Raw genomic sequence first — 23,569 nt, 5'->3', positions numbered from 1 at the left:
CGTCGATCAGGCGTCCGCGGCACACCCGCCAAGGTCAATGCGAACGCTGGTCTTGCGGCCAGCGAAGGGGTAAACTCGGGCAGTATCTCGGATGGCAGTCATGAGAGCGTACGTTTTCGAACATTCTCTCACCGGCCCCCGATAACGGCATCCGCGCCAGTCTTGGCCGACGTGTTGCGCAGAAGCACGCAATGGTGGAGTGAGACTTAAACTGACGGCCGGTTTGAGCCGATTGCCGGCAGTAGGATTCATGGCTCTTTGTTGGCGCGATCTGGCGTTCGCGGGCCAAGGAATTCGTAGCGCAAGAGAATGTCGCTATCGATCCGTTCGAGTATGGCGTTGATCGTTGCCTCGCGGGACGGCAGTGTGAGGCGCTGCCGGATCTTCTCCACGATGTCGATGGATGTAGGGGAGAGGGCGTATGTTGAACGTCGATAGCCAGCTGCGTCCTCACGCAGCTTTTTGCGACGCATCGACCGTGCGCTCCTTGTCGTCGAGTCCTTTTCGGGCATGGGGCAGGATAGTCATAAGACATCTGCTTTCAACACCGCGCTCGACTCATGATGCTGTAGCAACCGGGCTTTGGATGTCGCCTAACAGCTTTTGAAAGATAGACGGCGCGCCCGGTGCGGATCCAACCTCGCTGGCAAGTGCCATGAACGTGGCGCATTCCTCACCCGCATTGTCATAATTGGACGCGACGTCGACGATCCAGCGAACGAACTGCCGGAAACCCGGGTCAAAATAGAGTTCGGGCTTCCCCAGTATGTCGATGGCGAAAGATGCAACGTCGATATCGATCTCGAGGACAGCGACGAGTTGATTGTGAATGACCGGGGTAACAGCGGCATTGCATGCCTTGATCTTGTTGATCAGGCTGAGACTGCGGCCGAGCCTGCGGGCCATTTCCTTGTTCGTGATCCGGCGTCGTCTCCACTCGTGAAGAAAGAGGCGCCTGAAGCACTCCTGGCGTTTGACGCTTTCTTGTGACCCGATACTCCGGTCGCTCATGGCATGGCACCCCCGGTTAGGGGGGTATCATACAGCCGTATGAGTCGGTTCTGTCAATCCCATGTGAATCACCGTTCATCGCAGATTTAGGAATCGGTTCCTTCAAACACGGCGAGAAGAGCGCTGACAAAGACGAACCGAACTGGAGGAACTGTGCCGGTCGCCTTCGCGATGGCCTCCCTCGCGGCCTGGAAGGCGGGTTTGTCTCGAAGATTGATACGCAGCGTTATGCGATAATCACCTGTCTCGTCACGCTCGCTCGCCGACCGCCAGATTTGTCGGAAATCGAGCATTTCTCCAATAATTCCGAGACCATGTATGGCAGTCGAGGAAACCGTCTCGAATTGGCCGGTCTTAAGGGAATAGACCCTGATCGCATCGGCGGTGAGGCGGAAAACGCGGTCGCTAACGCGAAAGGTATATAGGGCTTGGGACATTGAGGCGATTGATACCGCTGTAAGCGGACGCCCGCCAGCGCAGACAGAAGAAAGTTTGCCGCAGTAATAAAAATATTTCAGCGAACGAAAATTTCGGGAATGCACCTGAACTGGTAATACGTTTCCACATCGCAACGAAGAGTGTAAAAATTTTACACTGTTTGCTCGTCAATGATGTGGAGTGTGTAACCTGGTTACACAGGTGTGTAATCCTATTACACCCTTTAGTGTAATTCTATTACACACCATGATTTAATACTTGCGATCACCATGAGTTTATATCCTCTTAACGGAGACGACGTGCTTGTGCGTCGTCTTCCAAGGGGAAAGAGCATGACTGCACTTTCGATGCCGAAGGGTAACCAGATCAACGGTATCCTTCTTGGCCTTGCGATCATCGCCATGGTGATGGTGCTGGGCGCTTCGGCGGCCTTTGCGGGCACCGACACCACGTTCAATACCGCGCTCACGAAGTTCACGGACTTCCTCGAGGGCTCGGGCGGCAAGATCATCACCGTGATGAGCCTTGCCGGCGGCATCGTCGCGCTTGCGTCGGGTCGCTTCAGCCTCGGCCAGGTGGCCGTTCCCGTCGCCGTCGGCGTCGGTGCGGGCACCGGCATTCCGATCGTCACCTCGACCGTCACCGCGACGATCTGAGGACCGACTGGGATCAACCGCTGGGAGGGCGGTGAGCGCTTATGGACAGGTATACCATCCCTTCGCATCTCGACGATCCGGAGCTGATCGGCTTCTGGACGCTGGACGAGTTCCTCGCGATGGCGATCCCCTTCATCTGGGGCATCCTTTCGCAGCACGTCGTGATCGGATTGATGGTCTCGTTGCTCGGATGGTGGGGCTTCCGAAAGCTCAAAGCCGGCAAGGCCACATCGTGGATTCTCCACATGGCCTACTGGCACCTGCCGTCGAGTTTTACCGGTCTCAAGGCGACGCCACCCTCCCACCTTCGCGTGATGGTGGGCTGAAATGGATTATAGTGTCGGTCTCGCGCAGTCGCAGCGGGTTCTCAAGCAGCGCAACATGCTCGGCATCGTGGCGCTGGTTCTCGCGGGCCTCGTGGTCATTCTCTTCCTGGTCGGCGCGACGCGCGACCGCGAGATCGTCCTTCAACCTATCGTCCGCACGCCCCTGACGCTGTCCTCGAGCGGGGTCAGCCGGGAGTATCTCGAGATGGTCACGCGCGACACCGCGCTGATGACGCTCAACCGCTCGCCTGAAAATCTCGACTACTGGATGGAGTCGATCCTCAAGATCGCGACGCCCGAAAGTCACGGCTCGCTCAAGCGCGATCTCATGAAGATCCTGAGCGAACAGCGCGGGTCGAGCATCAGCCAGTATTTCACGCTCGCCAGCATGAAGGTTGATCCTGAGAACCTGACCTCGGAAGTGACCGGCACGCTGCATACCGTCGTCGGCTCCAAGGCGGTGACTGCCGAGGCGAAAACCTTCCGCTTCTACTGGTCCTATCGCGGCCTGTCCCTTCAGCTGAAGGGCTTCGGCATGGTCACCAAGGTCGACAAGGACGACGCTGCAACCGGAGACGAGGCATGACGCCCCTGATCGCATTTGGCCTCATCGGAGGCGGGACGGCGATCGCCTCCCGCGTCTGCTCGCTCTCGCGCTTCGTCGGCGCAGGCATGATCCTGGTCGGGGGAATGGCGCTCGCTGCGCCTGCCTTTGCCGACGAGCATCTGCTTGCAAAGGACAATAGCGAGGTTTCCTGCACGCTTTCCAAGTCCGGCCTCACACGGATCAGCCTCAAGGACGACCGCTTTGCCAGTGTCTCCAAGCTGACCACCGGCGTCGAGAGCGACGATTTCACGGTCGTCAACGAGCCGACGCGCGGCGACATCTACGTCTCTGTTCCCGAAGCCTATTCGCGGGCCAACGTCTCCTTCTTCGGCACGACCTCCAAGGGGTATGTCTACAAGTTCAGCTGCCGCCTTGCAGGCGACGACGCGCAACAGGTGTTCGTCGAGAACAAGGATATCGCAGGCGAGGCGCAGACAGCGGTCGCACAGGCCGACACCACGCCGCAGGAAGCGTCCGCCACGCTCGTCCAAGCGATGTTCCAGCAAGCCCCGCTCGAGGGCTTCGACGTCCGCCCCGCGGTTACCGATCCGGTCATGGTGGGGTCGCTCAAGGTGCAGATGCTCACCGAATATCGGGGCACGGCGCTCGCAGGGCGCGTGTTGCGGATCGAGAACAAGGGCGGATCGCCTGTCGCGCTGGGCGAAGGAACGATCGCGCCGTCGAACGCGATCGCCGTATCGGTCGCCAATCCCAACCTCAAACCCGGTGAAGTCACCACAGCGTATATCGTCACGCCGTCGGGCCTCGCCAACGGAGTGCGGCCATGAGCCTCAAGGACCTTTTCCCCGGCAGGAAACCCAAGCAACTCGATGCCGAGCCTGAAGAAGGCGAGGGCGAACTGATGGCCGGCAACGACGCCGTCCGAAAGAAGCAGCTGCTCTACCTTGGCTGCGGCGGCGCGCTCGCACTGGTGCTGGGGTCCTGGTACGTCATGGGCGACGATACCAAGCTCAAGACGTCGGGCGCAGACGACAAGGTCGTCAAGATCACCACCGACGACATGGTCAACCGGAACATGTCGGACCGGGAGTGGCAGGCGGCATCCGAAGCGCAGATGCAGTCGATCAACAACCAGTTGAAGGGTGTCGACGGCCAGCGCGCGCAGATGGAGCAGCTTCAGGCGCAGATCGCCGCGCTCCAGGGCGAGAAACAGTCGATGGCCTCAGATGGCCAGCGGGTGATGAGCGCTTACCAGCAGGAGAACGACCAGCTTCGTCAGCAGCTTGCGCAGCGGTCGAGCGCGCCCCCTGCGCCGGCGCCCGCGCAGATGTACGGGCCGATGGGCCAGCCCAACTATCGGGGTCCGGGCGCACCGATGAGCGCAGGGGAGGCGGCCGCTGCCGCGGTGTCGCAGTCGCGCTCGATCAAGCTCGTCTCGTTCGAGGGCGGGCCGAGCGGAACGGCGACGCGCATTTCGGGTGGCACGACCAGCTATACCGACAGCCCCAATTATCTGCCGCCCAATTCGATCGCGAAGGCCAAGGTGATCGTCGGCGTCGATGCGTCGGCAGGGGTGCAGTCGCAGAGCGATCCGCTTCCCGTCGTGCTGCGGATCACAGGGCCGGCGCGCTCGGTTTACAGCAACGGCAAGCTGCTCACGACCCGGATCGAGGGCTGCGTCATCAACGGCGCGGCACGCGGCGACCTCTCCTCGGAGAAGGTCTATGTGAAGCTCCAGCGGATGACCTGTCCGCAGGCCAATGGGCGCTTCGCGGTCTCGGACGTCAAGGGCTTCATCAGCTTTGCCGGCAAGACCGGCGTGCGCGGGCGGGTGGTCAGCCGCGAGGGCGGGCTTGTCGGCCAGGCCTTCATCGCCGGTATCGCAGGTGGTTTCGGTCGCGGCTTCTCGGCCAACACCAACTCGCTCCTCACCGGCAACAACGTGACGGTCAACGGGAAGCGCGAACAGATCGGCATGGGCGACATCGCACAGGCCGGGCTGGGCAACGGCATCGCCCAGTCCGCCGACATGGTCAGCAAATATCTGATCGAGCGGGCCGAGCAATATCAGCCGATCATCGAGATGCCGACCGGCATCGATGTCGAGATCGTCTTCCTCGAAGGCGTCTTCATCCAGAACTGAGCCTCGGGCCGAAAGGATATGCTTATGACACAGAATATTCTGCTTGGCGTCGCGGCCAGCGCGGCGATGATGCTGACCGGCAGCGCGGAGCCGGCGATCGGGCCGCAGGTGCAGGCCGCGCTCCAGCAGCGGCTCCCCAAGACGCCGATCACCGGGATCGATTGCACGAAGATCGAGGGGCTGTGCGAAGTTACCGCCGGCGCCAATCTCTTCTATGTCGACAAGTCGGCCCGCTATCTCGTGATCGGCCGGGTCTATGACATGGAAACCCGGCAGGACCTGACGGCAGCGCGCCTGTTGGCGCTCAACCCCGACATGCTGGTGGGCGGCGCGGCGCGCGCCAATGCGGCAGCCGATGCGCCCGAGCCTTCTGCGCCCGGCAACGGGGCGCGGGTGACGGAACAACGGGGGGCCGTCCGCACGCTCGACCTTTCGAAGCTCTCGAACAAGGGAGCGATCATATGGGGTTCGGGGTCCCAGAGCGTCACTGTCTTTTCCGATTTCCATTGCGGCTATTGCCGGGCGCTCAGCCAGACGCTCGAGACGATGAACGTGCGCGTGATCGAGCGGCCGATCTCGGTGCTCGGAAGCCGGGACGTCGCCGATCGCGTGCTGTGCGCGAAGGACCGGCATGCAGCGGTACGCGCCGCCTATGCGCAGGACCCGGTGCCAGGGACGGGCAAGTGCGACACCAGCGGTCTCGACGAGAATGAGGCGTTCGCCAAGGCGCACGGTCTCAACGGCACGCCCGTTCTCGTGCGCTCCGATGGCGCGGTGATGGAGGGGTTCCAGCCCAAGGCGCAACTTCTTGCATGGTTGAAGGGAGCAAGGTCATGAGCCGTTCGGCGATCCGTCTGCCGGACTGTCCGGTGTCCCAGTATCGCCCGCGAGGCCGCACCCGGCGGGTCGCGATCGCGATGGCAACGAGCCTTGTGCTGCTGGCAGGGTGCACGACCTTCGGGACCAACATCAAGGGCAGCTTTGCGTGCGGTGCCCCGCAAGGGGGCAGCTGTGCGCCCGCAACCGTGATCGACGACAAGGCGCTCGCGGAAATCAGCGGCGAGACGAGCTATCGTCCCGCAGGTCCCTTCCAGGCGCCCTTGCGGCAGGCGGGGCCGCAGCGCATCGCCTATGCAGCGACCCCGCAGGCGTCGGGTGTGGGTCCGCAGAAGGTGTTGCGCATCGTCTTTCCCGCGCATGTCGACGGGGCAGGGCGCTATCATGAAACGAGCGTCGTGCAGGCCGTGGTCGATAACGGCCAATGGCTCGCCGCGACCGACGGGCACGGTCCTGCCCTTGCCGCGACGCAGGTCCTCAACGTCAGCCCCGAGATCCTCTCGCAGCTCGGTACGCCGATCCCGCCGTCCGCGTCGGCACCTGTCGAAGTCCCGGCGACCGCGCCGGTCGTGGCAGTACCGCCGGCGAGCGCTGTGGGTGCCCCGACCGCCGCGGCGGTCGCAGCCGCGCGCGCCAAGGCGCGAGAGGCGGCGGCAGGGAAGGGGGTCCCGGTCGCTGCACGGGCTGCAACCCCCGCGCCGGCACCGGTCGGTGCCAAGCCCAAAAGCAATGCGCCGGAATTCGCTTCGGGGAACCCGGCGAACCGGCCTGCCTCGTTCTCTCCGCGCGTGGAGGACTGAGCCATGGCCGCTAAGACAGGCTTCATCGCGCGGCTGCTGGGTGACACACGCGGCCCCGATCAGGGTACGCCCTCGCACGGCGCGCCCATGCTCTCGCAATGGCTGCCCTATCGGAGCTTCGACGCGCGCAACGATCTGTTCTACCAGACCGACAGCCTTGCGTTCGCGCTCGAGCTGGCGCCGCTCATGGGGGCCGATGAGCGCACCGGCGAGATCCTCGCGCAGATGCTTTCCGAGAGCGTGCCGCCCAGCGCGCGCGTCCAGCTTCTCTCGTTCCAGAGCCCGCGCGTGGGCGCGCTGATCGCGCAATATGCGCTGCCACGGTTCAAGGCCGGCGGCGTGCATCGCAAGATCGCGGAGCGGCGATCGGCGTTCCTGCGGCACGGGGCATGGGTCTCGATGTCGAAGGACGGGCCTTTCCATGTCCGCAATCATCGCATCTTTCTGTCGGTGTCGATCGCTGCGTCGAAAGCGACACCCGAAGAACTGATTGGCGTGCGCGACAGTATCGTCTCGACCCTGGCGTCGATCGACATGCCGGCCACGCGAATGAAGCCGGTCGATCTCATTGCGCTGATCGATGACATTACCGCGCCCGCGTTCGACGTGTCGGACCAGGTATCGGAATATTCCGACCTCGATCCGATTGCCGACCAGTGCGTGCGCCGCGACGTCCAGACCGTCGTCCACGCCGATCGTCTGCTCGTTTCGGTCGAGCCGCTGCGCGCCGTGACCAGTCTTTCGGGTGAGACCCAGTATGAGGAGATCCGACCCGACACGTTCGACTATCGCTTCTTCTCGGTTCGCAATCTTCCCAACCGCTGGGCACCGTGGGACGTGCAGAAGCTGATCGGTGACATGTTCTCCGACAAGCTGCGCCCTGGCTGTCCGACGCTGACTTCGTTGTGCCTGTGCTATCAGGACGAGCAGGCCGCCTCGTCCAAGGCGGGTTACAAGTTCATGCGCACGTCGAGCCTTGCGGATTCGAAGTCGGCGCGCCTGCTGCCGCAGCTCAAGGACCAGAGCCGCGAATGGGAGCATGTCACCCAGGAACTGCGCCTCGGCAAGAAGCTGGTGCAGGCCTATTATGCGGTCGGCATCATCAGCCCCAAGGGGATGGGCGATGCCAACGAGCGCACCGTCAAGTCGATGTACAAGGCCGCTGGCTGGGACCTGCTCGACGAACGCTTTCTCCAGATCATGGCGTTCATGTCGTGCCTGCCGATGACGCTGGGCAACGGCCTCGACAGCGATCTCAAGCGCATGAAGCGGTTGCGCACGATGCTCACCAGTACCGCGGCGAACATGCTGCCGATCCAGGGCGAGTTTCTGGGCGGGGGCTTGCCGCACCTCATGTTCATCGGACGGCGCGGCCAGCCCTTCTTCTGGTCGCCCTTCGAGAACAAGGCGGGTAACCACAATGTCGCGGTGTTCGGCAAGTCCGGGTCGGGTAAGTCGGTCGCGCTTCAGGAACTGTGCGCGGCGTTCGCCGGGGTCGGTGCCAAGATCATCGTGATCGACGATGGCCGCTCGTTCGAACATATGTCCAAGAGCCTGGGCGGCAATTTTGTCGAGTTTCGCCTGCGCGACGGCTTCAGCCTCAATCCCTTCTCGATGATCGACGAGGCGCTGGTCGCGCAGGATGAGGATTATCTCATCGACGCGCTCGCGATGCTCAAGTCGATCGTCGGTCAGATGGGTCGCCACATCGACAAGCTCAACGATACCGAGCGCGGCCTTATCGATCGCGCGGTCAATCAGGTCTGGGAAGCGAAGGGGCGGGGGGGCAGCGTCGACGATGTGGTCGAGGCGCTGCGCACCGACGGATCGCCGCAGGGCCAGGATCTGGCGATCGCGATGTTCCCGTTCTCGAGTGCGGGCACCTATGGCAGCTTCTTTACCGGCGAGGCGTCGGTGGACATGTCGAACGCGCTCACCGTCTTCGAACTGTCGGACCTCTCGAGCCGCGAGGAACTGCGCTCGGTCGTGCTGACCGCGATCATGTTCATGTCCTCGCAGACGATGCGCCGGATGGATCGCCAGATCCCCAAGGCGCTGCTGATCGACGAGGCGTGGCAGATGCTGCGCGGCGGATCGATGGCCGATTTCGTCGAAACCTACAGCCGGACCTGCCGGAAATATGGCGCGTCCCTCATCACCGCGACGCAGAGCCTGAACGATTATTACAAGTCGGAAGGGAGCCTTGCCGCGCTCGAGAATTCCGACTGGTCGGTCATCCTCATGCAGAAGCCCGACACGATTTCGGACTTCCAGAAGCATGGCCGGTTCGACATGGACCCCTACACCGAAAGCCTGCTGCGCTCGCTCAAGCGCAACGGCGCGGAATATTCCGACATCATGATCAAGGGGCCGGATTCGATGGCGGTCGGTCGCCTCGTGCTCGATAAATATTCCGCGACGCTCTACTCTTCCAGCCCTCAGACCTTTGCCGACATCGAGCATCTGATCGAGCAGGGATGCTCGATGGACGAGGCGATCGAGCGGGTCGCCTATCCCGAGGAATATATCGGCAAACCGATCGGTACGCCTCTCATGGAGGCGGCGGAATGAACGCGCTCACGCCTTTCGACACCGACTGGAAGACGCCGACGCCCTTTTCCTGGAAGCGCGCGTTCGCCCGGGCGTTCGCGGACATGTGCTATGTGCTGCTGCGCACGTCGGGCTGGATGGCGATGACGCTGCTTGCGACCTTCGGGGTCGCGATCCTCTTCTTCCTGATGCTCGGCGACTTCACCGCGATCGGTTTCTTCTCGCAGGTCGCCAATCTCGGCACGCACTTCGTCGCGGCTGACAGCGCGCGCCGTGCGGTGTTCGGCGACCAGCTTTTCTTCACCTTCATCGTCGCCTTCGGCGTGGTCGCGCTGCTGCGCGGCAAGCTGCTGCTCGCGATCGTCACTTCCACGAAAGGCACCCGGCATGGTTGACGTTCTCGATCGGTCCACAGCGGCCCCCGTATCCGGCGAACCCGCGCCTGTCCCTTTGGCGATCCATCCCGAGGCCACGCCCGCTTCGCCGGCGCGCGGCACGGGTGCGAAGGCCGTGCGCCGCAAGCCCGAGGGTCTGCCCAGGATCGCCTATGTCGCAGCCGCGCTTATCGTGGCGGTGCTGCTTTGGGGCGCATGGGTGACCAAGCATCTGCTCACGCCCCCTGCCACCGTGCCGATGGCAAGTGTCCGGCTCGAGGGGATCGTGTCGGAATATGTGCAGGCCCAGAGCCACAGCAACAGCCCGCCCGAGCAGGTTGCGGCCCAGACGCGGGCATTCATGGGTACGCTCGACGAGGAACTGCGCAAGGTCGGCGCGGGCGGCACCACCGTCCTTGTGGGCGAAGCGGTCCTCTCCAAGAATGTCCCGGATATCACCGATCAGATCCGCAAGGCGGTTTTCGCGCGCGTGCCTCTCCCTGCGGCCGCGCCGGCTCCCGCCTCCGGTCCCGCGGTCGGCGCGATGCTTCCATCAGCCTCCGGAAGTGTCGCGCCGTCCGCGCAGGTTCAGGCGGCGCCAGCGCCCCAGGGTTCGCCGTTCGGCCCGGCACCGGTCTCGCCTGTCGAAGCGACGGTCGCACCGCCCGCGCAGGGAGGCCTCAATGGCGGCGGCTACTGACAGGCTCGCGCCTGCGGGCGCGGTGAGCGGTGCGGCAGGGGAGGGCGATCCGCTCGCCCGCAAGGCCCTCATCGCGCGGCGCGTGCGCCAGTGGAGCGCTGTGGCGCTGCTGGCAAGCGCATGGGCGGGGTATAATGCGCTCGGTGCCTGGCAGCAAAGCCACGCCTTCATGATCAACGCCTCGGAGAGCCTGCCCAACTGGGCCTTCTTCGTCGCGCGCGGCAAGACGCCGGCCAAAGGCGACTATGTGTTCTTCGTGCCGCCCGACAACGCTCTGGTCCGTCGTCATTTCGGACCGGAAACAGGGCCGTTCGGCAAGCGGGTGATCGGGATGGCGGGTTCGCTGGTCGAGCATCGCGGCGCGTATGTCTATGTCGACGGCGTCCGCGTCGCGCACATGAAGCCGCTGACGCGCACCGGGGAACCCCTGACACCGGGGCCTGTCGGGCGCGTTCCTGAGGGCTGCTACTATGTCGGCACGCCCCATCCCGACGGGTTCGACAGCCGCTATGCCGAGATCGGCTTTGCCTGCGCAAAGCAGCTGGTCGGAACCGGGACGCCGATCCTGTGATCCGCCAGGTCGCCCTTGCCGGTGGCTTCCTCGCCATCGCACTGGTCGCCAGCTCTGCCTGGCCTGTCGTCGAGGGCGCATTGGCCCATGACCATGGGGTGATGGGACAGACCTGGGGGATCGTCGAACCCGATCTTCTGGACACGATCGACCGGCGTCTCAAGACCATGCAGGCCGATGGCAGCATCGAGCGCATGCAGGCGGCGCTGCGCGTCAAGGCGCAGGAGCGGGTGCGCAATCCGTTGCCGGTTGCAGGGATCGGTGCGGTACGCGAGGCGCGCAGCTGGACCTTCGATCCCTCGATCGTGCTCGACCAGGACGTGCGCGATCAGAAGGGTCGGCTCGTCGCGCAGGCGGGGCAGCGGGTCAATCCGCTCTCGTTCGTGGCGATGAAGACCGATCTTGTGTTCATCGACGGGCGCGATGACGCACAGGTGGAGTGGGCGATGAAGCGCTGGAGCGCGCAGAACGCCAAAATCATTTTCGTCGCCGGGTCTCCCTTCGATCGCATGGGCGAGAAGAAGCGCCGCTTTTTCTTCGACCAGCAGGGCAAGCTCACCAGCCATTTCGGGATCGCGCATGTTCCCGCTGTCGTAGCGCCCCAGGGGGAAGTGCTCAGGATCAGCGAGATCGAGATGCCGGGAGCGGGCGCATGATGTGGCTCGACATGCTCAGGACGCCGATGGCCGCGCCCGAAACGCCGGGCCTCAAGGCGATGCGCCTGTCGATCCTGTGGTCCGCGCTTGCACTGGCGCTCGCCGTGCCCGCGATCCGACCGCTCCACGCTCTGTTCGGACCGGGGGCAGGGGGCATGATCGCGGGACTTGTCCTCGCTCTCGTCATCCTCGTGCCGCTCTACGTCGTGCGCAAGAACCGCGCCGACAATGCCTATTTCGACGCGAGGGTTCGCAAGAGCGAAGGTGAGGAGCCATTGCCATGATGCGGCGTCTTGTGGGCCTTCTGGCGTTCCTGGCCGCGCTCGCTGCATGGTCCGCGCCCGCCAGTGCGCTGCCTGCCAACTGCACCGGCAAGTTCGTAAACCCTGTGACCGATGTGTGCTGGTCCTGCCTGTTTCCGCTGTCGATCGGCGGCGCGCATATCTGGCCGGGAAGCCGGCCCGACACGAAGAATCCGTCGTTGCCCGTTTGCGCGTGCGGATCGCCTGTTCCCCGGATCGGCATCTCGATCGGCTTTTGGGAACCGGCGCGGCTCGTCGACGTCACGACCAAGCCCTGGTGCTTTCCCAACCTTGGCGGGCTGCGGCTCAATCCGGGTCTCGACATTGGGCAAGGCCAATATACCGGCCCCCGGATCGGTGGCGGCACGACGCAGAACTCTGCCAACTGGCAGGCCCATTATTACGTCTATCCGCTGCTCTACTGGATGGAGATCCTCACCGACTTCCTGTGCTTCGAGCAGGCCTCGTTCGACGTCGCCTACATGACCGAGATCGATCCGCTCTGGAACGACGATGTACTGACGACGCTCATCAATCCCGAGGTCGCGCTGTTCAACAATCCGATCGCGGTCGCGGCATGCGCGGCCGATTGCGCGGCGGCGACCGCGGCGCTGCCGATCGATCAGATGTTCTGGTGTTCCGGGTGCAACGGGTCGATGTTCCCGATGAACGGCAACATCGCGGCGCATAATTCGCCGGTGCAGTCCTCGCGCCTCGCGGCCGAGCGGCTGCTCTTCAAGATGCACCGGCAGGGCCTCGCATGGGGGACGGCAGGGTCCAAGGCGCTCTGCAACAAGTACGTCATGCCGATCCTCAAGAAGTCCCAATACCGCATCCAGATGACGAACCCGACGCCGACCGTGAGCGGCAAGTTCGCCTGCTCGACGATCGGGGCGTCCACGCTGCCGCCAGACGCCGGTCGCGCCTTCCCGGTGGGGGGCGAGGACTTTGGGTATCTGCTCTGGCGCAAGCGCAACTGCTGCATGTTTTGAGGTTGGCGATGAAGAAGCTCCTTCTATCGATTGCCGCGATCGCTTCCATCGGCACCGGCGCGGCCGTGCTCGGCCAGAGCGTGGAGGGGCTCGATCTCGATGCCGTCCGTGCGCGCTCGGCCAAGGCGGACGCCGATGCAGCCGCGCTCGTCGGCGAGGTTCAGCGGCGTGGCGAGGCGTTCCGCCAGGATGCGCAGACCGTGCAGGCGGTCGCGATGGAGAAGATGCGCACGATCGACAAGGCCCGGTTGCCCAAGGGACCGGCAGGCGTCGTCGATTTCGACGAGATGATCCAGACCGCATCGGCCAACCTCAAGGACAATCGCGGCACCGCGCCCCAGTTCATGGTGTTCGTCTCGACCTCGATGCCGCCCCAGGCCCTTAAGCGCATTATCGCCGAGACCTCGGCGGCGGGCGGCGTGGTCGTGTTCCGGGGATTTCCCGGCAACTCAGGCAAGGCCTTCATCGCAGCGCTCGCAAAGGTCGTGGACAAGGAGCAGCAGTTCGCCTCGATCGGCATCGACCCGCGTCTGTTCCGCGCTTTCGATGTCAGCGCCGTCCCGACCTATGTCGTTGCATCGAGCGATTTTACGCCCTGCGACGGGCTGACCTGCAAGACGACGCCCCCTCCCTTCGACCGGATGGAGGGCAATGTGACCGTCCGCTATGCGCTGGAGACCTTTGCCGATGCGAACGGTCCGGGGGCGCTGGTTGCAAGGACCGCGCTCGCCAATCTCGTGCGGACGCCCTGACGATGGCGGGGAGGGGCATCCTTGCGAGCGCCGTTCTGGCTCTCCTGTCCCTGCCGGGGGCCGCGCTCGCGCAAACGAGCGGGCAGGCAAGCCCGAGCGGTGGCTATTACGATCTTCAGGACTATCCCTATTTCAATGAGGCGGCGCAGCCGACACCGCCTGCCCAGGCATCGCCTGGCCCGTCCGCGACCTCTGCGCCCCAGCCCGCGCCGGCACAGTCTGCCATGTCAGCGCCGTCCCTGACGGTGACACAGGCGCCCAGCGCATCGAGCGCAGCCGCACGCGTTCAGGCGCAGGCCGAGCAGCAAGCGCCGACCCAGACACCGGGCCAGCCCTATGTCTATCCCAAGGGCGATCTCGCTGCGGCGCGTGAGCAGGCCAAGGCGCTCGGCAAATCGTCGCGGGCCAGCGCGGCAAGCCTGCCGACCTCGACACCGCTCAGCCAGGTGCCCGGCTATTCGGCCACCGCCAATCCGGCGCAAGCCTATGCCGACGATCCCGATGCCCTGATCGCGGCGGGCGGATCGGCCGCAGGACATAACGATGCGTGGCGCATGGTCACCGATCCGGGTCGCCTCAAGGTGACGCTGGGGGCTGGCGAGGTCGGTCGCGCGCAAGATGTCGAGAAGGACCCCAACAGTTATCTGAGCGGTCAGTCGCTGGGCGCAGCCGACGGCAGCTGCAAGCCGCTCCCTCCAGGCGGGTCGGCAGGCTATTATGAGGCGACCTGCAACACGGGAACCAAGGTCGAGGAAAGCGCGGCGGTGTGCCGGACCCCGCTCGTCATGGATGTGACGCCGGGTTCGACCAAATATATCTATGTTTGCGAAAACTGGATCGGCAATCCGCCGCGCGCGGGCAACAATACGGGCCGGCGCTGCTTTCCTGCGTTCACGCAGCCCGTCGCTAACGGCGTATGCCGGGTGCGCTCGCGCGAAACGGTGCATTATCCCATCTGCCACCAGGGGACGCTCGGGAAATGCTTCGAGCCCGATGTCGCCGATGGCGAGGAGATCACCTATGAGTGCGACAGCCCGGCAGTCGCCCGCTCCTATGTCGTCGAGACGACAGGACAGGTGGTCAACGAGCGCCGGGACGAGACGATGTGCAACGCGTCGACCGCGGGCAAGACCTGCGAGCTGAAATCGGAAACCTGCGTCGATCCCGATCCCACCACGCGCACCGTCAACGGGGTCCAGATTACGCGGGCTTGCTGGAACTGGGAGCGCACGTACAGCTGCGTAGGCACCACGCAAGCCAGCGATTGCGGCGAACTCGCCGGCAATCCGCAGTGCGTCTATGTCCGCGACGAATGCCTCGACGATCCCCAGGTCGGTCCGTGTCAGGTCACGACGAAGGTCTATAAATGCCCGATCCCGACGGCGCCGACGACGCAGCCCAAGCAATATATTTGCGGCGATGATGTCTATTGCCTCGACGGTCAGTGTGAGCCGGTCGAGCGCGAGGCATCGACCGAGTTCAAGGATGCAGTCGTCGGTCTCCATGCGCTTGGGCAGGCGAAGGAAGAGTTCAATCCCGACACGATGACCTTGTTCTCGGGCAAGCGGCAGACTTGCCACAAGCCGGTATTCGGTCTCGTCAACTGCTGCGCGGGGAAGGCCTCGGGCCTTATCACGACCGCTGCCGGCGCGGCGGCGATCGCCGGTGGGCCCGCCGCCATTGCCGCGCTCGCGACCCCGTTCCTCACCATGTTCATGTGCTCGAGCCAGGAGAAGCTGCTCGACGTCCAGGATCGCATGGGGATGTGCCACAAGCTCGGCCAATACTGCACCGACAAGGTGCTGGGCATCTGCACGTCCAGGTCGACGGCCTATTGCTGCTTCGAGAGCAAGCTCTCGCGCATCCTTCAGGAACAGGGTCGCCCGCAGATCAACAAGCCGTGGGGGAGCGCCAAGAAGGAGACATGCAAGGGCTTCACGCTCGACGAGTTCTCGCGGCTCGACCTTTCGAAGATGGATTTCACCGAAGTCTATGCCGAGTTCGTGGATGCAGCGAAGCTCCCCGACGAGATCGAAACCTCCAGGCAGATCCAGGAACGGATCAAGGCCTATTACGACAGCAAGGCGGGCAAATGAGCGTGATCGCCAATCTCGCGGACCATCGGCCGTTTCCCGATCTCTCGATCGCCGAGTTCGCGCTGCTTGTTGCGCTGCTGCGGGCAGGGCCTCATCCGGCGGCATTCCTCATTCCCACGCTCGACGCATGGTTCGACACGAAGCTACGGGCGATCGATCTGGAACCCACGATCGCCCGCCTCATTCGCGCGAACCTCATCCTGCGGCGCGGCACGACCCTGTATCCCAAGCGTCACGCCCGCACGCTGGTCATCGCCGTTTACGGCAACCTGTTCCGCATCCTGGGCGAGGACATGGCCAAGCTGATCTCCGCCCGCGAGCCGTCCCTCCTTGGCATGCTGCGCGCCTATCTCGACCGTCGCGCGAAAGAGGATCGCGAGAAGAAGAACCCCAAGAAAGATGAGGATTGATATGCGCAACGCCCTGACCCTTGCCCTCATCCTGTCGCTCGCCACAGGCGGCATCGCCCCTGTGGCGGGCGCAAGCGCGCAGGAACTGACGCCGCTGCTCGATTCTGTATCCTCGGCTCGCGAGAGCGAGGCGCCATCGTCGGCCGACCGGGAGCGCGACGAGGATCTTGGCGGGGCCGACCGGGTCGCCGCCCAGACAGGCGACGATTTCTACTGCCGCGAGCGGCGGCTCGGCACCTGGTTCTATTGCGACAAGCCCAAGCCCAAGCCGAGCGAGCAGCAGTCGGCGCAGCCCGCCCGCTCTTCGGCCGAACGGCTTGCGGCGATCGCCAAGGAACTGGAGGAATTGAAAGCGCGCGCGATCCTCGAACCGACGCCGGAGAATATCGCCCATTATATCGCGTTCCAGCGCGAGCAGCTCGACCGGGCGTCGTCCTTCGCCGACATGTGGCAGCGCACGATCTGGCAGAACCCCGACCTCGACTACACCCTCCAGCGTCCGGTCAACCAGTTGGGCAAGCGGACCTGGCTCGATACGCGCAACGCCGACCGCGAACGGGTGCTGTCGCAAATTTCGCAGCGCTACGGCGTCTTCTATTTCTATTCGTCGGCCTGCGCGGCGTGCGAGACCTTCGGCCCGATCATGCGCAGCATCTCGGATCGCTTCGGTCTCACCGTCATGGCGATCTCACTCGATGGCGGTCCGACCCGCGCCTTCCCGAACTACACGGTCGATACCGGTCAGTACAAGGCGATGGGCATGCGCGGACAGCAGGTCCCCGCACTCGTCCTCTTCGATACGGTCACCAAGCGGCCGATGCCGATCGGCTACGGCGTGATGGCGGCCGACGAGGTGATGAACCGCATCTTCACGCTCACCAGCATCAAACCCGGGAGTGACTTCTGATGGTCAGGCAGATCCTTCGCCTCTGCGCGGCGATCCTCGCGCAGGCCAGTATGATCCTTGCAGTCGGGGGGCTCGTGGCGACGCCGGCGATGGCCGACGTCCAGGGCGAGATGAACAGCTATTTCAACCAGTCGGGCGCGGCGGCGAACGTCACCGGCCCGACCGCTTTCCAGGGGCAGTCCGCGGGCTATTATTCGGGCGGATCACTCTGGAGCCGCTTCCCGCAAAAGTCGATCAATCCGGTCAATGTCGCGCTGCCTAGCGCGCGGGGCGGGTGCGGCGGTATCGACCTCTTTGCCGGCTCCTTCTCGTTCATCAACGCCGACGAAATCGTCGCGATGCTCAAGGCGACCGCGAACAACGCGATCGGCTTTGCCTTCCAGCTCGCGATCGATTCCATCTCCGCGCAGATCGGCGGGGTCATGAAGGACATGAGCCAGCGCGTGCAGCAGCTTAACGCGTTCAACATGTCGAGTTGCGAAGCGGCGCAGCAGGCGATCGGCTCGATCTGGCCGGCGATGGACGGGGCTTCGTCCACCATCTGCCAGCAGGTCGGTGGCGCGAAGGGCTTCTTTTCCGATGCGGCCGCGGCGCGGCATGGCTGCACCAACAAGGGCGAGCGTGAATCGACCCTCGCCAAGGCGGGCGACGACGGCGAACTGGTGCAGTCGAAGAATTATACCTGGTATGCGCTCAACGCCAAAAGCGCGACTAAGCCATCGCGAGAATATGCCGAATTCCTCATGACGATGGTCGGGACCATCATCTACGATGCGGCCAATACCAAGGACAGCATGGGGACGTTCCGGTTCATCGCGCCGGCGAGCTGGGACACCTATCAGGCGCTGCTCGACGGCACCGCTACGGCGCCGACCGATGTGTGGCGGTGCGACACCACCGACGACAAGGGGTGCCTCAAGCCCACGCCGACCAAATTGACGATCTCGACCAACGAGGCGCTGCGAACCCGCGTCCTCAAGGCGATGGACAGCATGTCGTCGAAGATCCGCTCGAACGCGCCCCTGTCGGGCGACGAGATTGCGCTGCTCGGGATCACCTCGATCCCGCTCTACAAGATCCTCGTCGTCAACGAGGCGGCGCATATGGGCCTGTCGGGCGGTGATCGCGCCACGCTCGCCGAGATGGTTTCGATCGACATGCTGATGTCGATGCTCGACCGCATGCTCGACACGATCTCGCAGGCGCAGGCGGGCGCGAAGTTCGTCTCCACCGATGAGTTCAAGGCGTGGCGCGCGCAGGTCGACACGGTCAAGACCGAGCTGTCGCGGCGCAACGAGAAGATGGCGGGCCAGATCTCCAACACTTACCGGGTAATTCAATATACCCAATTTATGGAATCGACCCTCAAGAACGCAATGAGCCCGCAGCTGTCCGCCTCGCTCCGCTTCGGGCGTGGTCTGTCGGCGCAGGGCGTCCGCTAAAGGGAGGGAACGGCACGATGGGCGCGCTCGAAGTCTTCACGATCGGCGGCGGCGAATATATCGTCAACGTCTTCAACGCGGTCGCGGCGTGGACGGGGGGAGGGGGCTATCGCTCGCTCCTCCAGGTCGTGATGGTGATGGGGTTCATCTACTCGCTGTTCATCGTGGCCTTCTCGCTTGACTGGCGGGCCTGGTTCAACTGGTTCCTCCAGTCGACGCTCATCTACATGATGCTGATGGTGCCGACCGTGACCGTGAAGGTCACCGACCGCATCAATCCGACACTGGCGCCGGCGGTGGTCGACAATGTCCCGCTGGGCCTTGGCGTGATGGCATCTTTCACGAGCCAGGTCGGTGACTGGATGACGCGCACGGCCGAGACGGTGTTCGTCATGCCGAACGCGCTTTCGCTCTCGACCAACGGCATGATCTACGGTGCGCGACTGATGGACAAGGCGCGGACCTTCCAGATCACCGACAGCGTGTTCCGGGCGAACCTCGACGAGCATCTCAAGCAATGCACCTTCTATGACGTGCTGCTGGGCTTCAAGTCGATGGACGATCTCACCCGGTCGACCAATGTCTGGGAGGCGATCGGACCGGGCAGCCCAGCGCGCAGCCAGCGCTGGATCGCCTCGACGGGACCGGGCACCACCGAAAATACGATCATTCCCTGCAACGAGGCCTATTCGCGACTGGACGGGCAGTGGCAGGCAGCGTTCGACAAGGATCTGATCCCCTTTGCCAGGAGCGCCTATCCCGGTCTCTCCGATGCGGTGGCGGCGCAGAAGATCCGCGATGACCTTCCCATCGTTGCCGCGCAGATGCACGGCACGCCGAGCGACGCCTATACCTATCTGCGACAGGTCTCGATGATCGACGCGTTCCTGGCCGCGCGCGAAAGTTTCTCGGACGCAGGATGGGATGCCTATGCCGCCCAGCGTGCCGATGCGCAGGCGAAGAACACCTATACCTCGATCGCGACGCAGGCGATGACCTGGGTGCCGTTGCTCGGGATCGTGCTGACCGTCGTCTTCTACGCGATGTTCCCGGTCCTCTTCCCGCTGTTCCTGTTCCCGCGAACGGGCATCCAGACCCTCAAGGGCTATGGAACGGGATTCTTCTACCTTGCCTCCTGGGGGCCGCTCTACGTCATCCTGCACATGTTCGTGATGAGCCGTGCGGCGGCGCTCTATCATGGCGTCTCGCCGACAGGGCCGACGCTGCTGGTCAGCGACGGCATGGCGAACGTCAACGAGAGCATATCGACGCTTGCCGGTTTCCTCATGATGAGCGTGCCGTTCATCGCCGGAGGCATGGCGCGCGGCGCGATGGCGATCGCGGGACATGCGACCTCGATGTTGCAGCCGGCGCAGAGCGCGGCCGAACAGGCGGCGACCGAGCGCACGACGGGCAATTATTCCTACGGGAATACCTCGTTCCAGAACCTGACCTCGGGCATGACCCAGTCGAACAAGTGGGACACCCAGCCCAAATATAATGACGGGTTCGCGGTCGGGTCGTACACCAATGCCGATGGCGGGATCACCTACGGTTTTGCCGACGGCAGCAACGCGTTCGACACCCGGCAGGGCATCTCGAACCTCTCCTTCACGCCGACGCGGACTTCCGGCTTCGACAGCCAGATGAGCCGCGCCCTGTCGGAAGGGCAGTCGCACACGCAGTCACTGCGCAACTCCGCGTCGCAGTCCTGGAACGCGACCGCCACCACCGCCACCGATCTGCTCTCGGCAGCCGAACATCGCCGGGGCAGCTCTACTGAAACGGGGTCTGGGTTCAACAACAGCGTTGCGAGGATGACGGATGTGTCGCGTAGCCTTTCGAGCGGCCTGACAAGCAAGTTCGGGTTAACCGAATCAGACAGTCAGCAGGTTGCCCGAGCAACACAAATGACTGGCGACGCAAATGCAGGTATCGAGGCGCTTGCAAGCGTATGGAAGAATAAGTTTGCTGATGTTGGCGTCAAAGGTGGACTTGGAGTTCGTTTAGCATCCATTGCGTCGGAGAATACGGGGCGTACAATCTCAGGTGACCAAGCTTATTCAGAGTTGAAAGATTACCTCACCAAAGAGACCAATTCGACACAGGCCCGTGCAGCGCGGGATGAGTTCATGCGAGAAACCAGCACGAGTGGCGATAGCGAGGTGCGCTCCCTTTCGCAGAAGCTTGGCGTCAGCGTTGGGGAATCGCGCTCGGCGTCGCTCGAGGCGACCCGAGCCGAAGAAACCTTCCAGCGTGTCAGCCAAGACGTGCGCGAATCTGAGCAACGAGGCTGGTCGCTCAACCGTAATGAGAGCCAGGAATTTGTCGTGTATGCGCAGGAGCGTTTGCTGAACGATCCGACCCTGTCGCAATTCAATTGGACGCCGGGCATGGTCATGCCGCGCACGCGTGAGCAGGAGCAGGTCCGCGATATTCTTCTTGGCGAGTTTATGGAGCGCAAGGTGGCTTCGGTCCGTGAAGAACTGGGCGTGACTATTCCAGGGCAGCTCGACAACTCGCTGCACGGTCCCGCCTCCACCACGGCGGGCGGGGTCCAGCAGTGGGGGGAACGCCGCGCCGCTGGCATTCGAGCGCAAGGTCCCGAAGTGTCGATCAGGGAGAGTTCGCGCGATACCGGTCTTGCCGGGGAGGTGGCCGATGCCATTCCCAATGCGTCGGTCCGGATCACCCATGGCGCTTTCGAGATCGGCAACGGCGTCGATGAAGCGAAGGGAACGGCCGCACAGATCGGGAAGCATGTTCAGGAACGCAACGATGCGTGGATCACCACGACATTACCCGGTGTCGAGAGTATTCGCGATACGGCCCGCGATAGGCTTGGCATCGGTCAAGGCACCAGCCACGTTTATGAATTGCCGCGCGGCGAGCGGGCTACACTGCCGATCTCCGGGCGATTGACGTCGAACATGGGGGGGAGGGTGGACCCGGTAACCGGACAGCCCGGACACCATCACCGGGGCGTCGATATCGCGCAACGCGCCGGAACCCCGATTCCTGCTCCGGCGTCAGGACGCGTGGTTAAGAACGACTTTCAGGCGAACGGCGCTGGCAATTACATCGTGCTCGAACATGGCGATGGCTCGCAAAGCAAATATTTCCACATGCAGGATCGCTCGCGCTTTCCTGTCGGAAGCACGATCGAACAGGGTGAGATATTGGGGCGTGTGGGAAGTTCAGGGAAATCGACCGGCCCCCATCTCCACTATGAATTGTGGAAGGACGGAGCGCCGGTCGATCCTCGGCGTTTCCAGCTCAGGAATGGCCGGGGATGACAAAAAATCCCAAGAACATAACAAACAAGATGAAATAGAAAAACATCTTGGAAGTATGCGGCTCGCTAGGCGCACCATCTCTACGAGAAGATGGATAAACTTCATCCATCAGCTCACGCCCGCGCGGCGTAGCCATATCATACATATTTTCGGGATTGATCGAATAGGACGAACTGGGGAATGGTGCGCCACCGATAGGATGCCGATCCCAGTCCATCTGGCCAGTATCATGGTTCAACATGGCTGCTCCTTTCCCGCCCGTCCGACCCGATGGTCGAATAACGCTTGCAAAGCGTATCACTTCGCGGTGGGATTGGCGAGCGACTTTCCGCATTTGTTCTCCGTGGCAGGAGAAGGCGCATGCAGGGTGAAGCTGGTCCTGAAGATGCCCGCACGATCGCGATGTACGAGCGACTGCTCGACAGGCATCTGAAATTCTACGACGCCCTTCGCCTGCGGGAGCGCCGGCCCAAGAGTGCGGCCCAGCGTCAGTTTCAGGAGGTGGCCTGGGGGAAGGCGGAGCCGGTTTCGGATCATGAGCGCGCCTATGTCTGGTATCTCAAGGCGCTAAAGATCGCACCGTTCAATCGTCCCGCGCCAGCGCCGCACATCGATGACGTGATGGCAGGCTATGATGTGGGGGCCAGGCCCGTCGCGGGTGAGGTCGGCACGAAATGGGATAATGCGTGGCGGGAATATCGGGGCGGTCGCGAGTTCTGGTAACGTCGATGGGCTGAAGGAGAGGAACGATCTGCAATCGCTATCGACTGAGCGCTCGGCAGACGGCCGTGATGCAGGCATGCGGATATGAGGCGTTCGAGGAAAACCCGGTCATCTCGATCCCTCTCGAAATCTTTCCCACCGGCAAGAAGACGCCCAGGCACGGGCTTGTCATCCGGCGATCGCCGGCAGGCAATCGGCCGCTCGAGCCGGTCGCGATGGAATGGGGCTTCCCGACCAAGGTTGCGAGCAAGCGCGATCCGGCGATCAAACTCGACAAATATGTGACCAACGCGCGCAACCTCGCGTCCTCGATGTGGAAGCCATCGATCTCCAATCCCGAGCGTCGCTGTCTGGTCCCGTTCACGCATTTTGCCGAACCGCATCCCGAAGGCGGGAAGGGGGACGATGGCAAACCGCGGCAGATGTGGTTTTCGTTGCCCGATCATCCGATCGCGTTCTTCGCCGGGATCTGGCGGCCGACCGAGCGGGGCGAGGCCTATGCCTTTTGCACCACAGCGCCCAATGCGATTGTCGCCCCCTGGCATCCCAAGGCAATGCCGGTCATCCTTCACCGCGCCGACCTGAGCCAGTGGCTCGATGGCTCGGCCGACGACGCGCTCGCCCTTGTTCGACCCTATGACGGGAAAATGCTCGAACAGGTTGCGACGCCGGACAATGGTGAGGCATAAACCAGGCCCAACCCGATACTTCAACCATAGGCACAGGATTACATCATGCCCGTTTCGACCTCGGATCTTGCCGAGCAACTCTCCAGCGTTCACGATCTTTCAAAGGCTGACGCCAAGAAAATTGTCGAGGCTGTCTTCGCGGATATTACCGATGCTGTCGCTAAGGGCGATGAAGTCAGCATCAACGGGTTCGGCAAGTTCAAAGTGAAGGATTCGCCCGAGCGTCAGGGCCGCAATCCCGCGACCGGCGAGGCGATCACGATCGCTGCATCGCGCAAGATTAGTTTCGCGCCTGCCAAGCAGGTCCGCGATCGTTTGAACGGCGGTTGA

Annotated in this window: 27 protein-coding genes; 23 read left to right on the top strand and 4 right to left on the bottom strand. The window is 63.3% G+C overall.

What is annotated here, in order from left to right; genetic code table 11:
- Positions 1 to 248: 248 nt before the first annotated feature.
- From ACAX61_RS17600 to ACAX61_RS17590, 3 genes are all read right to left on the bottom strand, one after another.
- On the bottom strand, positions 249 to 473 hold the full coding sequence (locus tag ACAX61_RS17600) for a hypothetical protein (protein WP_081260906.1): 225 nt from the start codon (positions 471 to 473) through the stop codon (positions 249 to 251).
- Positions 474 to 558: 85 nt separating this feature from the next.
- Positions 559 to 1,011, bottom strand: coding sequence for a hypothetical protein (locus ACAX61_RS17595; RefSeq protein ID WP_125988425.1), 453 nt, complete (start codon positions 1,009 to 1,011; stop codon positions 559 to 561).
- Positions 1,012 to 1,097: 86 nt separating this feature from the next.
- A complete protein-coding gene (locus ACAX61_RS17590) occupies positions 1,098 to 1,448 on the bottom strand; it encodes a hypothetical protein (protein ID WP_069338508.1) in 351 nt (116 codons plus the stop codon).
- Positions 1,449 to 1,850: 402 nt separating this feature from the next.
- Between ACAX61_RS17590 and ACAX61_RS17585 the strand changes: the two genes are divergently transcribed.
- Genes ACAX61_RS17585 through ACAX61_RS17490 form a run of 20 tightly spaced genes read left to right on the top strand, consistent with a single transcriptional unit; the run spans position 1,851 to position 21,827 of the window.
- On the top strand, positions 1,851 to 2,105 hold the full coding sequence (locus ACAX61_RS17585; RefSeq protein ID WP_232307963.1) for a hypothetical protein: 255 nt from the start codon (positions 1,851 to 1,853) through the stop codon (positions 2,103 to 2,105).
- 41 nt (positions 2,106 to 2,146) lie between these two features.
- On the top strand, positions 2,147 to 2,431 hold the full coding sequence (gene traL / locus ACAX61_RS17580; protein WP_007406330.1) for a type IV conjugative transfer system protein TraL: 285 nt from the start codon (positions 2,147 to 2,149) through the stop codon (positions 2,429 to 2,431).
- A gap of 1 nt (position 2,432) precedes the next feature.
- Positions 2,433 to 3,017 (top strand): type IV conjugative transfer system protein TraE, encoded by a 585-nt coding sequence (locus ACAX61_RS17575; protein ID WP_099231087.1) that lies wholly within the window; start codon positions 2,433 to 2,435, stop codon positions 3,015 to 3,017.
- Positions 3,014 to 3,826, top strand: coding sequence for a type-F conjugative transfer system secretin TraK (locus ACAX61_RS17570; RefSeq protein ID WP_069338505.1), 813 nt, complete (start codon positions 3,014 to 3,016; stop codon positions 3,824 to 3,826). The genes ACAX61_RS17575 and ACAX61_RS17570 overlap by 4 nt, the downstream gene beginning before the upstream one ends.
- Complete coding sequence (locus ACAX61_RS17565; RefSeq protein WP_069338504.1) at positions 3,823 to 5,142, top strand: TraB/VirB10 family protein; 1,320 nt, start codon at positions 3,823 to 3,825, stop codon at positions 5,140 to 5,142. Before ACAX61_RS17570 ends, ACAX61_RS17565 begins: the two co-directional genes overlap by 4 nt.
- A gap of 24 nt (positions 5,143 to 5,166) precedes the next feature.
- On the top strand, positions 5,167 to 5,979 hold the full coding sequence (locus ACAX61_RS17560) for a DsbC family protein (protein ID WP_069338503.1): 813 nt from the start codon (positions 5,167 to 5,169) through the stop codon (positions 5,977 to 5,979).
- Complete coding sequence (locus ACAX61_RS17555; protein WP_069338502.1) at positions 5,976 to 6,779, top strand: conjugal transfer protein; 804 nt, start codon at positions 5,976 to 5,978, stop codon at positions 6,777 to 6,779. The genes ACAX61_RS17560 and ACAX61_RS17555 overlap by 4 nt, the downstream gene beginning before the upstream one ends.
- Positions 6,780 to 6,782: 3 nt before the next feature.
- Positions 6,783 to 9,350, top strand: coding sequence for a type IV secretion system protein TraC (gene traC, locus ACAX61_RS17550; RefSeq protein ID WP_069338501.1), 2,568 nt, complete (start codon positions 6,783 to 6,785; stop codon positions 9,348 to 9,350).
- Complete coding sequence (locus tag ACAX61_RS17545; protein ID WP_069338500.1) at positions 9,347 to 9,724, top strand: hypothetical protein; 378 nt, start codon at positions 9,347 to 9,349, stop codon at positions 9,722 to 9,724. The genes traC and ACAX61_RS17545 overlap by 4 nt, the downstream gene beginning before the upstream one ends.
- Positions 9,717 to 10,403 carry a TrbI F-type domain-containing protein gene (locus ACAX61_RS17540; protein ID WP_069338499.1) on the top strand — a complete coding sequence of 229 codons (687 nt, stop codon included), beginning with the start codon at positions 9,717 to 9,719 and terminating at the stop codon, positions 10,401 to 10,403. Before ACAX61_RS17545 ends, ACAX61_RS17540 begins: the two co-directional genes overlap by 8 nt.
- Positions 10,387 to 10,974 (top strand): S26 family signal peptidase, encoded by a 588-nt coding sequence (locus ACAX61_RS17535; protein ID WP_069338498.1) that lies wholly within the window; start codon positions 10,387 to 10,389, stop codon positions 10,972 to 10,974. The genes ACAX61_RS17540 and ACAX61_RS17535 overlap by 17 nt, the downstream gene beginning before the upstream one ends.
- Positions 10,971 to 11,630, top strand: coding sequence for a type-F conjugative transfer system protein TraW (gene traW / locus ACAX61_RS17530; protein WP_069338497.1), 660 nt, complete (start codon positions 10,971 to 10,973; stop codon positions 11,628 to 11,630). Before ACAX61_RS17535 ends, traW begins: the two co-directional genes overlap by 4 nt.
- Positions 11,627 to 11,914 (top strand): hypothetical protein, encoded by a 288-nt coding sequence (locus tag ACAX61_RS17525; protein ID WP_069338496.1) that lies wholly within the window; start codon positions 11,627 to 11,629, stop codon positions 11,912 to 11,914. The genes traW and ACAX61_RS17525 overlap by 4 nt, the downstream gene beginning before the upstream one ends.
- A complete protein-coding gene (gene traU / locus ACAX61_RS17520) occupies positions 11,911 to 12,924 on the top strand; it encodes a conjugal transfer pilus assembly protein TraU (protein ID WP_069338495.1) in 1,014 nt (337 codons plus the stop codon). Before ACAX61_RS17525 ends, traU begins: the two co-directional genes overlap by 4 nt.
- Before the next feature lie 8 nt (positions 12,925 to 12,932).
- A complete protein-coding gene (gene trbC / locus ACAX61_RS17515) occupies positions 12,933 to 13,676 on the top strand; it encodes a type-F conjugative transfer system pilin assembly protein TrbC (protein ID WP_069338511.1) in 744 nt (247 codons plus the stop codon).
- A 2-nt stretch (positions 13,677 to 13,678) separates the two neighbouring features.
- Positions 13,679 to 15,772, top strand: a complete 2,094-nt coding sequence (gene traN, locus ACAX61_RS17510; protein WP_099231089.1) for a conjugal transfer protein TraN — start codon at positions 13,679 to 13,681, stop codon at positions 15,770 to 15,772.
- Complete coding sequence (locus tag ACAX61_RS17505; RefSeq protein WP_069338494.1) at positions 15,769 to 16,182, top strand: hypothetical protein; 414 nt, start codon at positions 15,769 to 15,771, stop codon at positions 16,180 to 16,182. Before traN ends, ACAX61_RS17505 begins: the two co-directional genes overlap by 4 nt.
- Position 16,183: 1 nt before the next feature.
- On the top strand, positions 16,184 to 17,089 hold the full coding sequence (gene traF, locus ACAX61_RS17500) for a conjugal transfer protein TraF (RefSeq protein WP_069338493.1): 906 nt from the start codon (positions 16,184 to 16,186) through the stop codon (positions 17,087 to 17,089).
- A complete protein-coding gene (locus ACAX61_RS17495) occupies positions 17,089 to 18,531 on the top strand; it encodes a conjugal transfer protein TraH (RefSeq protein WP_069338492.1) in 1,443 nt (480 codons plus the stop codon). The genes traF and ACAX61_RS17495 overlap by 1 nt, the downstream gene beginning before the upstream one ends.
- 17 nt (positions 18,532 to 18,548) lie before the next feature.
- Positions 18,549 to 21,827, top strand: coding sequence for a conjugal transfer protein TraG N-terminal domain-containing protein (locus tag ACAX61_RS17490; RefSeq protein WP_069338491.1), 3,279 nt, complete (start codon positions 18,549 to 18,551; stop codon positions 21,825 to 21,827).
- On the opposite strand, the gene ACAX61_RS17485 is transcribed toward ACAX61_RS17490, so the two are convergent.
- On the bottom strand, positions 21,808 to 22,068 hold the full coding sequence (locus ACAX61_RS17485; protein ID WP_125988431.1) for a hypothetical protein: 261 nt from the start codon (positions 22,066 to 22,068) through the stop codon (positions 21,808 to 21,810). The genes ACAX61_RS17490 and ACAX61_RS17485 overlap by 20 nt on opposite strands.
- Positions 22,069 to 22,187: 119 nt before the next feature.
- On the opposite strand from ACAX61_RS17485, the gene ACAX61_RS17480 reads away from it, so the two are divergent.
- From ACAX61_RS17480 to ACAX61_RS17470, 3 genes are read left to right on the top strand one after another with little or no spacing between them, the layout of a single operon-like run.
- Positions 22,188 to 22,550, top strand: coding sequence for a MaoP family protein (locus ACAX61_RS17480; protein ID WP_069338490.1), 363 nt, complete (start codon positions 22,188 to 22,190; stop codon positions 22,548 to 22,550).
- Between the two features lie 26 nt (positions 22,551 to 22,576).
- Entirely contained in the window at positions 22,577 to 23,239 is a 663-nt protein-coding gene (locus ACAX61_RS17475; RefSeq protein ID WP_257211437.1) for an SOS response-associated peptidase family protein, read from the top strand.
- Between the two features lie 45 nt (positions 23,240 to 23,284).
- On the top strand, positions 23,285 to 23,569 hold the full coding sequence (locus ACAX61_RS17470; RefSeq protein ID WP_069338488.1) for an HU family DNA-binding protein: 285 nt from the start codon (positions 23,285 to 23,287) through the stop codon (positions 23,567 to 23,569).

Source organism: Sphingomonas sp. IW22, assembly GCF_041321155.1.
GTDB lineage: Bacteria > Pseudomonadota > Alphaproteobacteria > Sphingomonadales > Sphingomonadaceae > Sphingomonas.
This window is presented reverse-complemented; position numbering and strand designations above follow the sequence as displayed.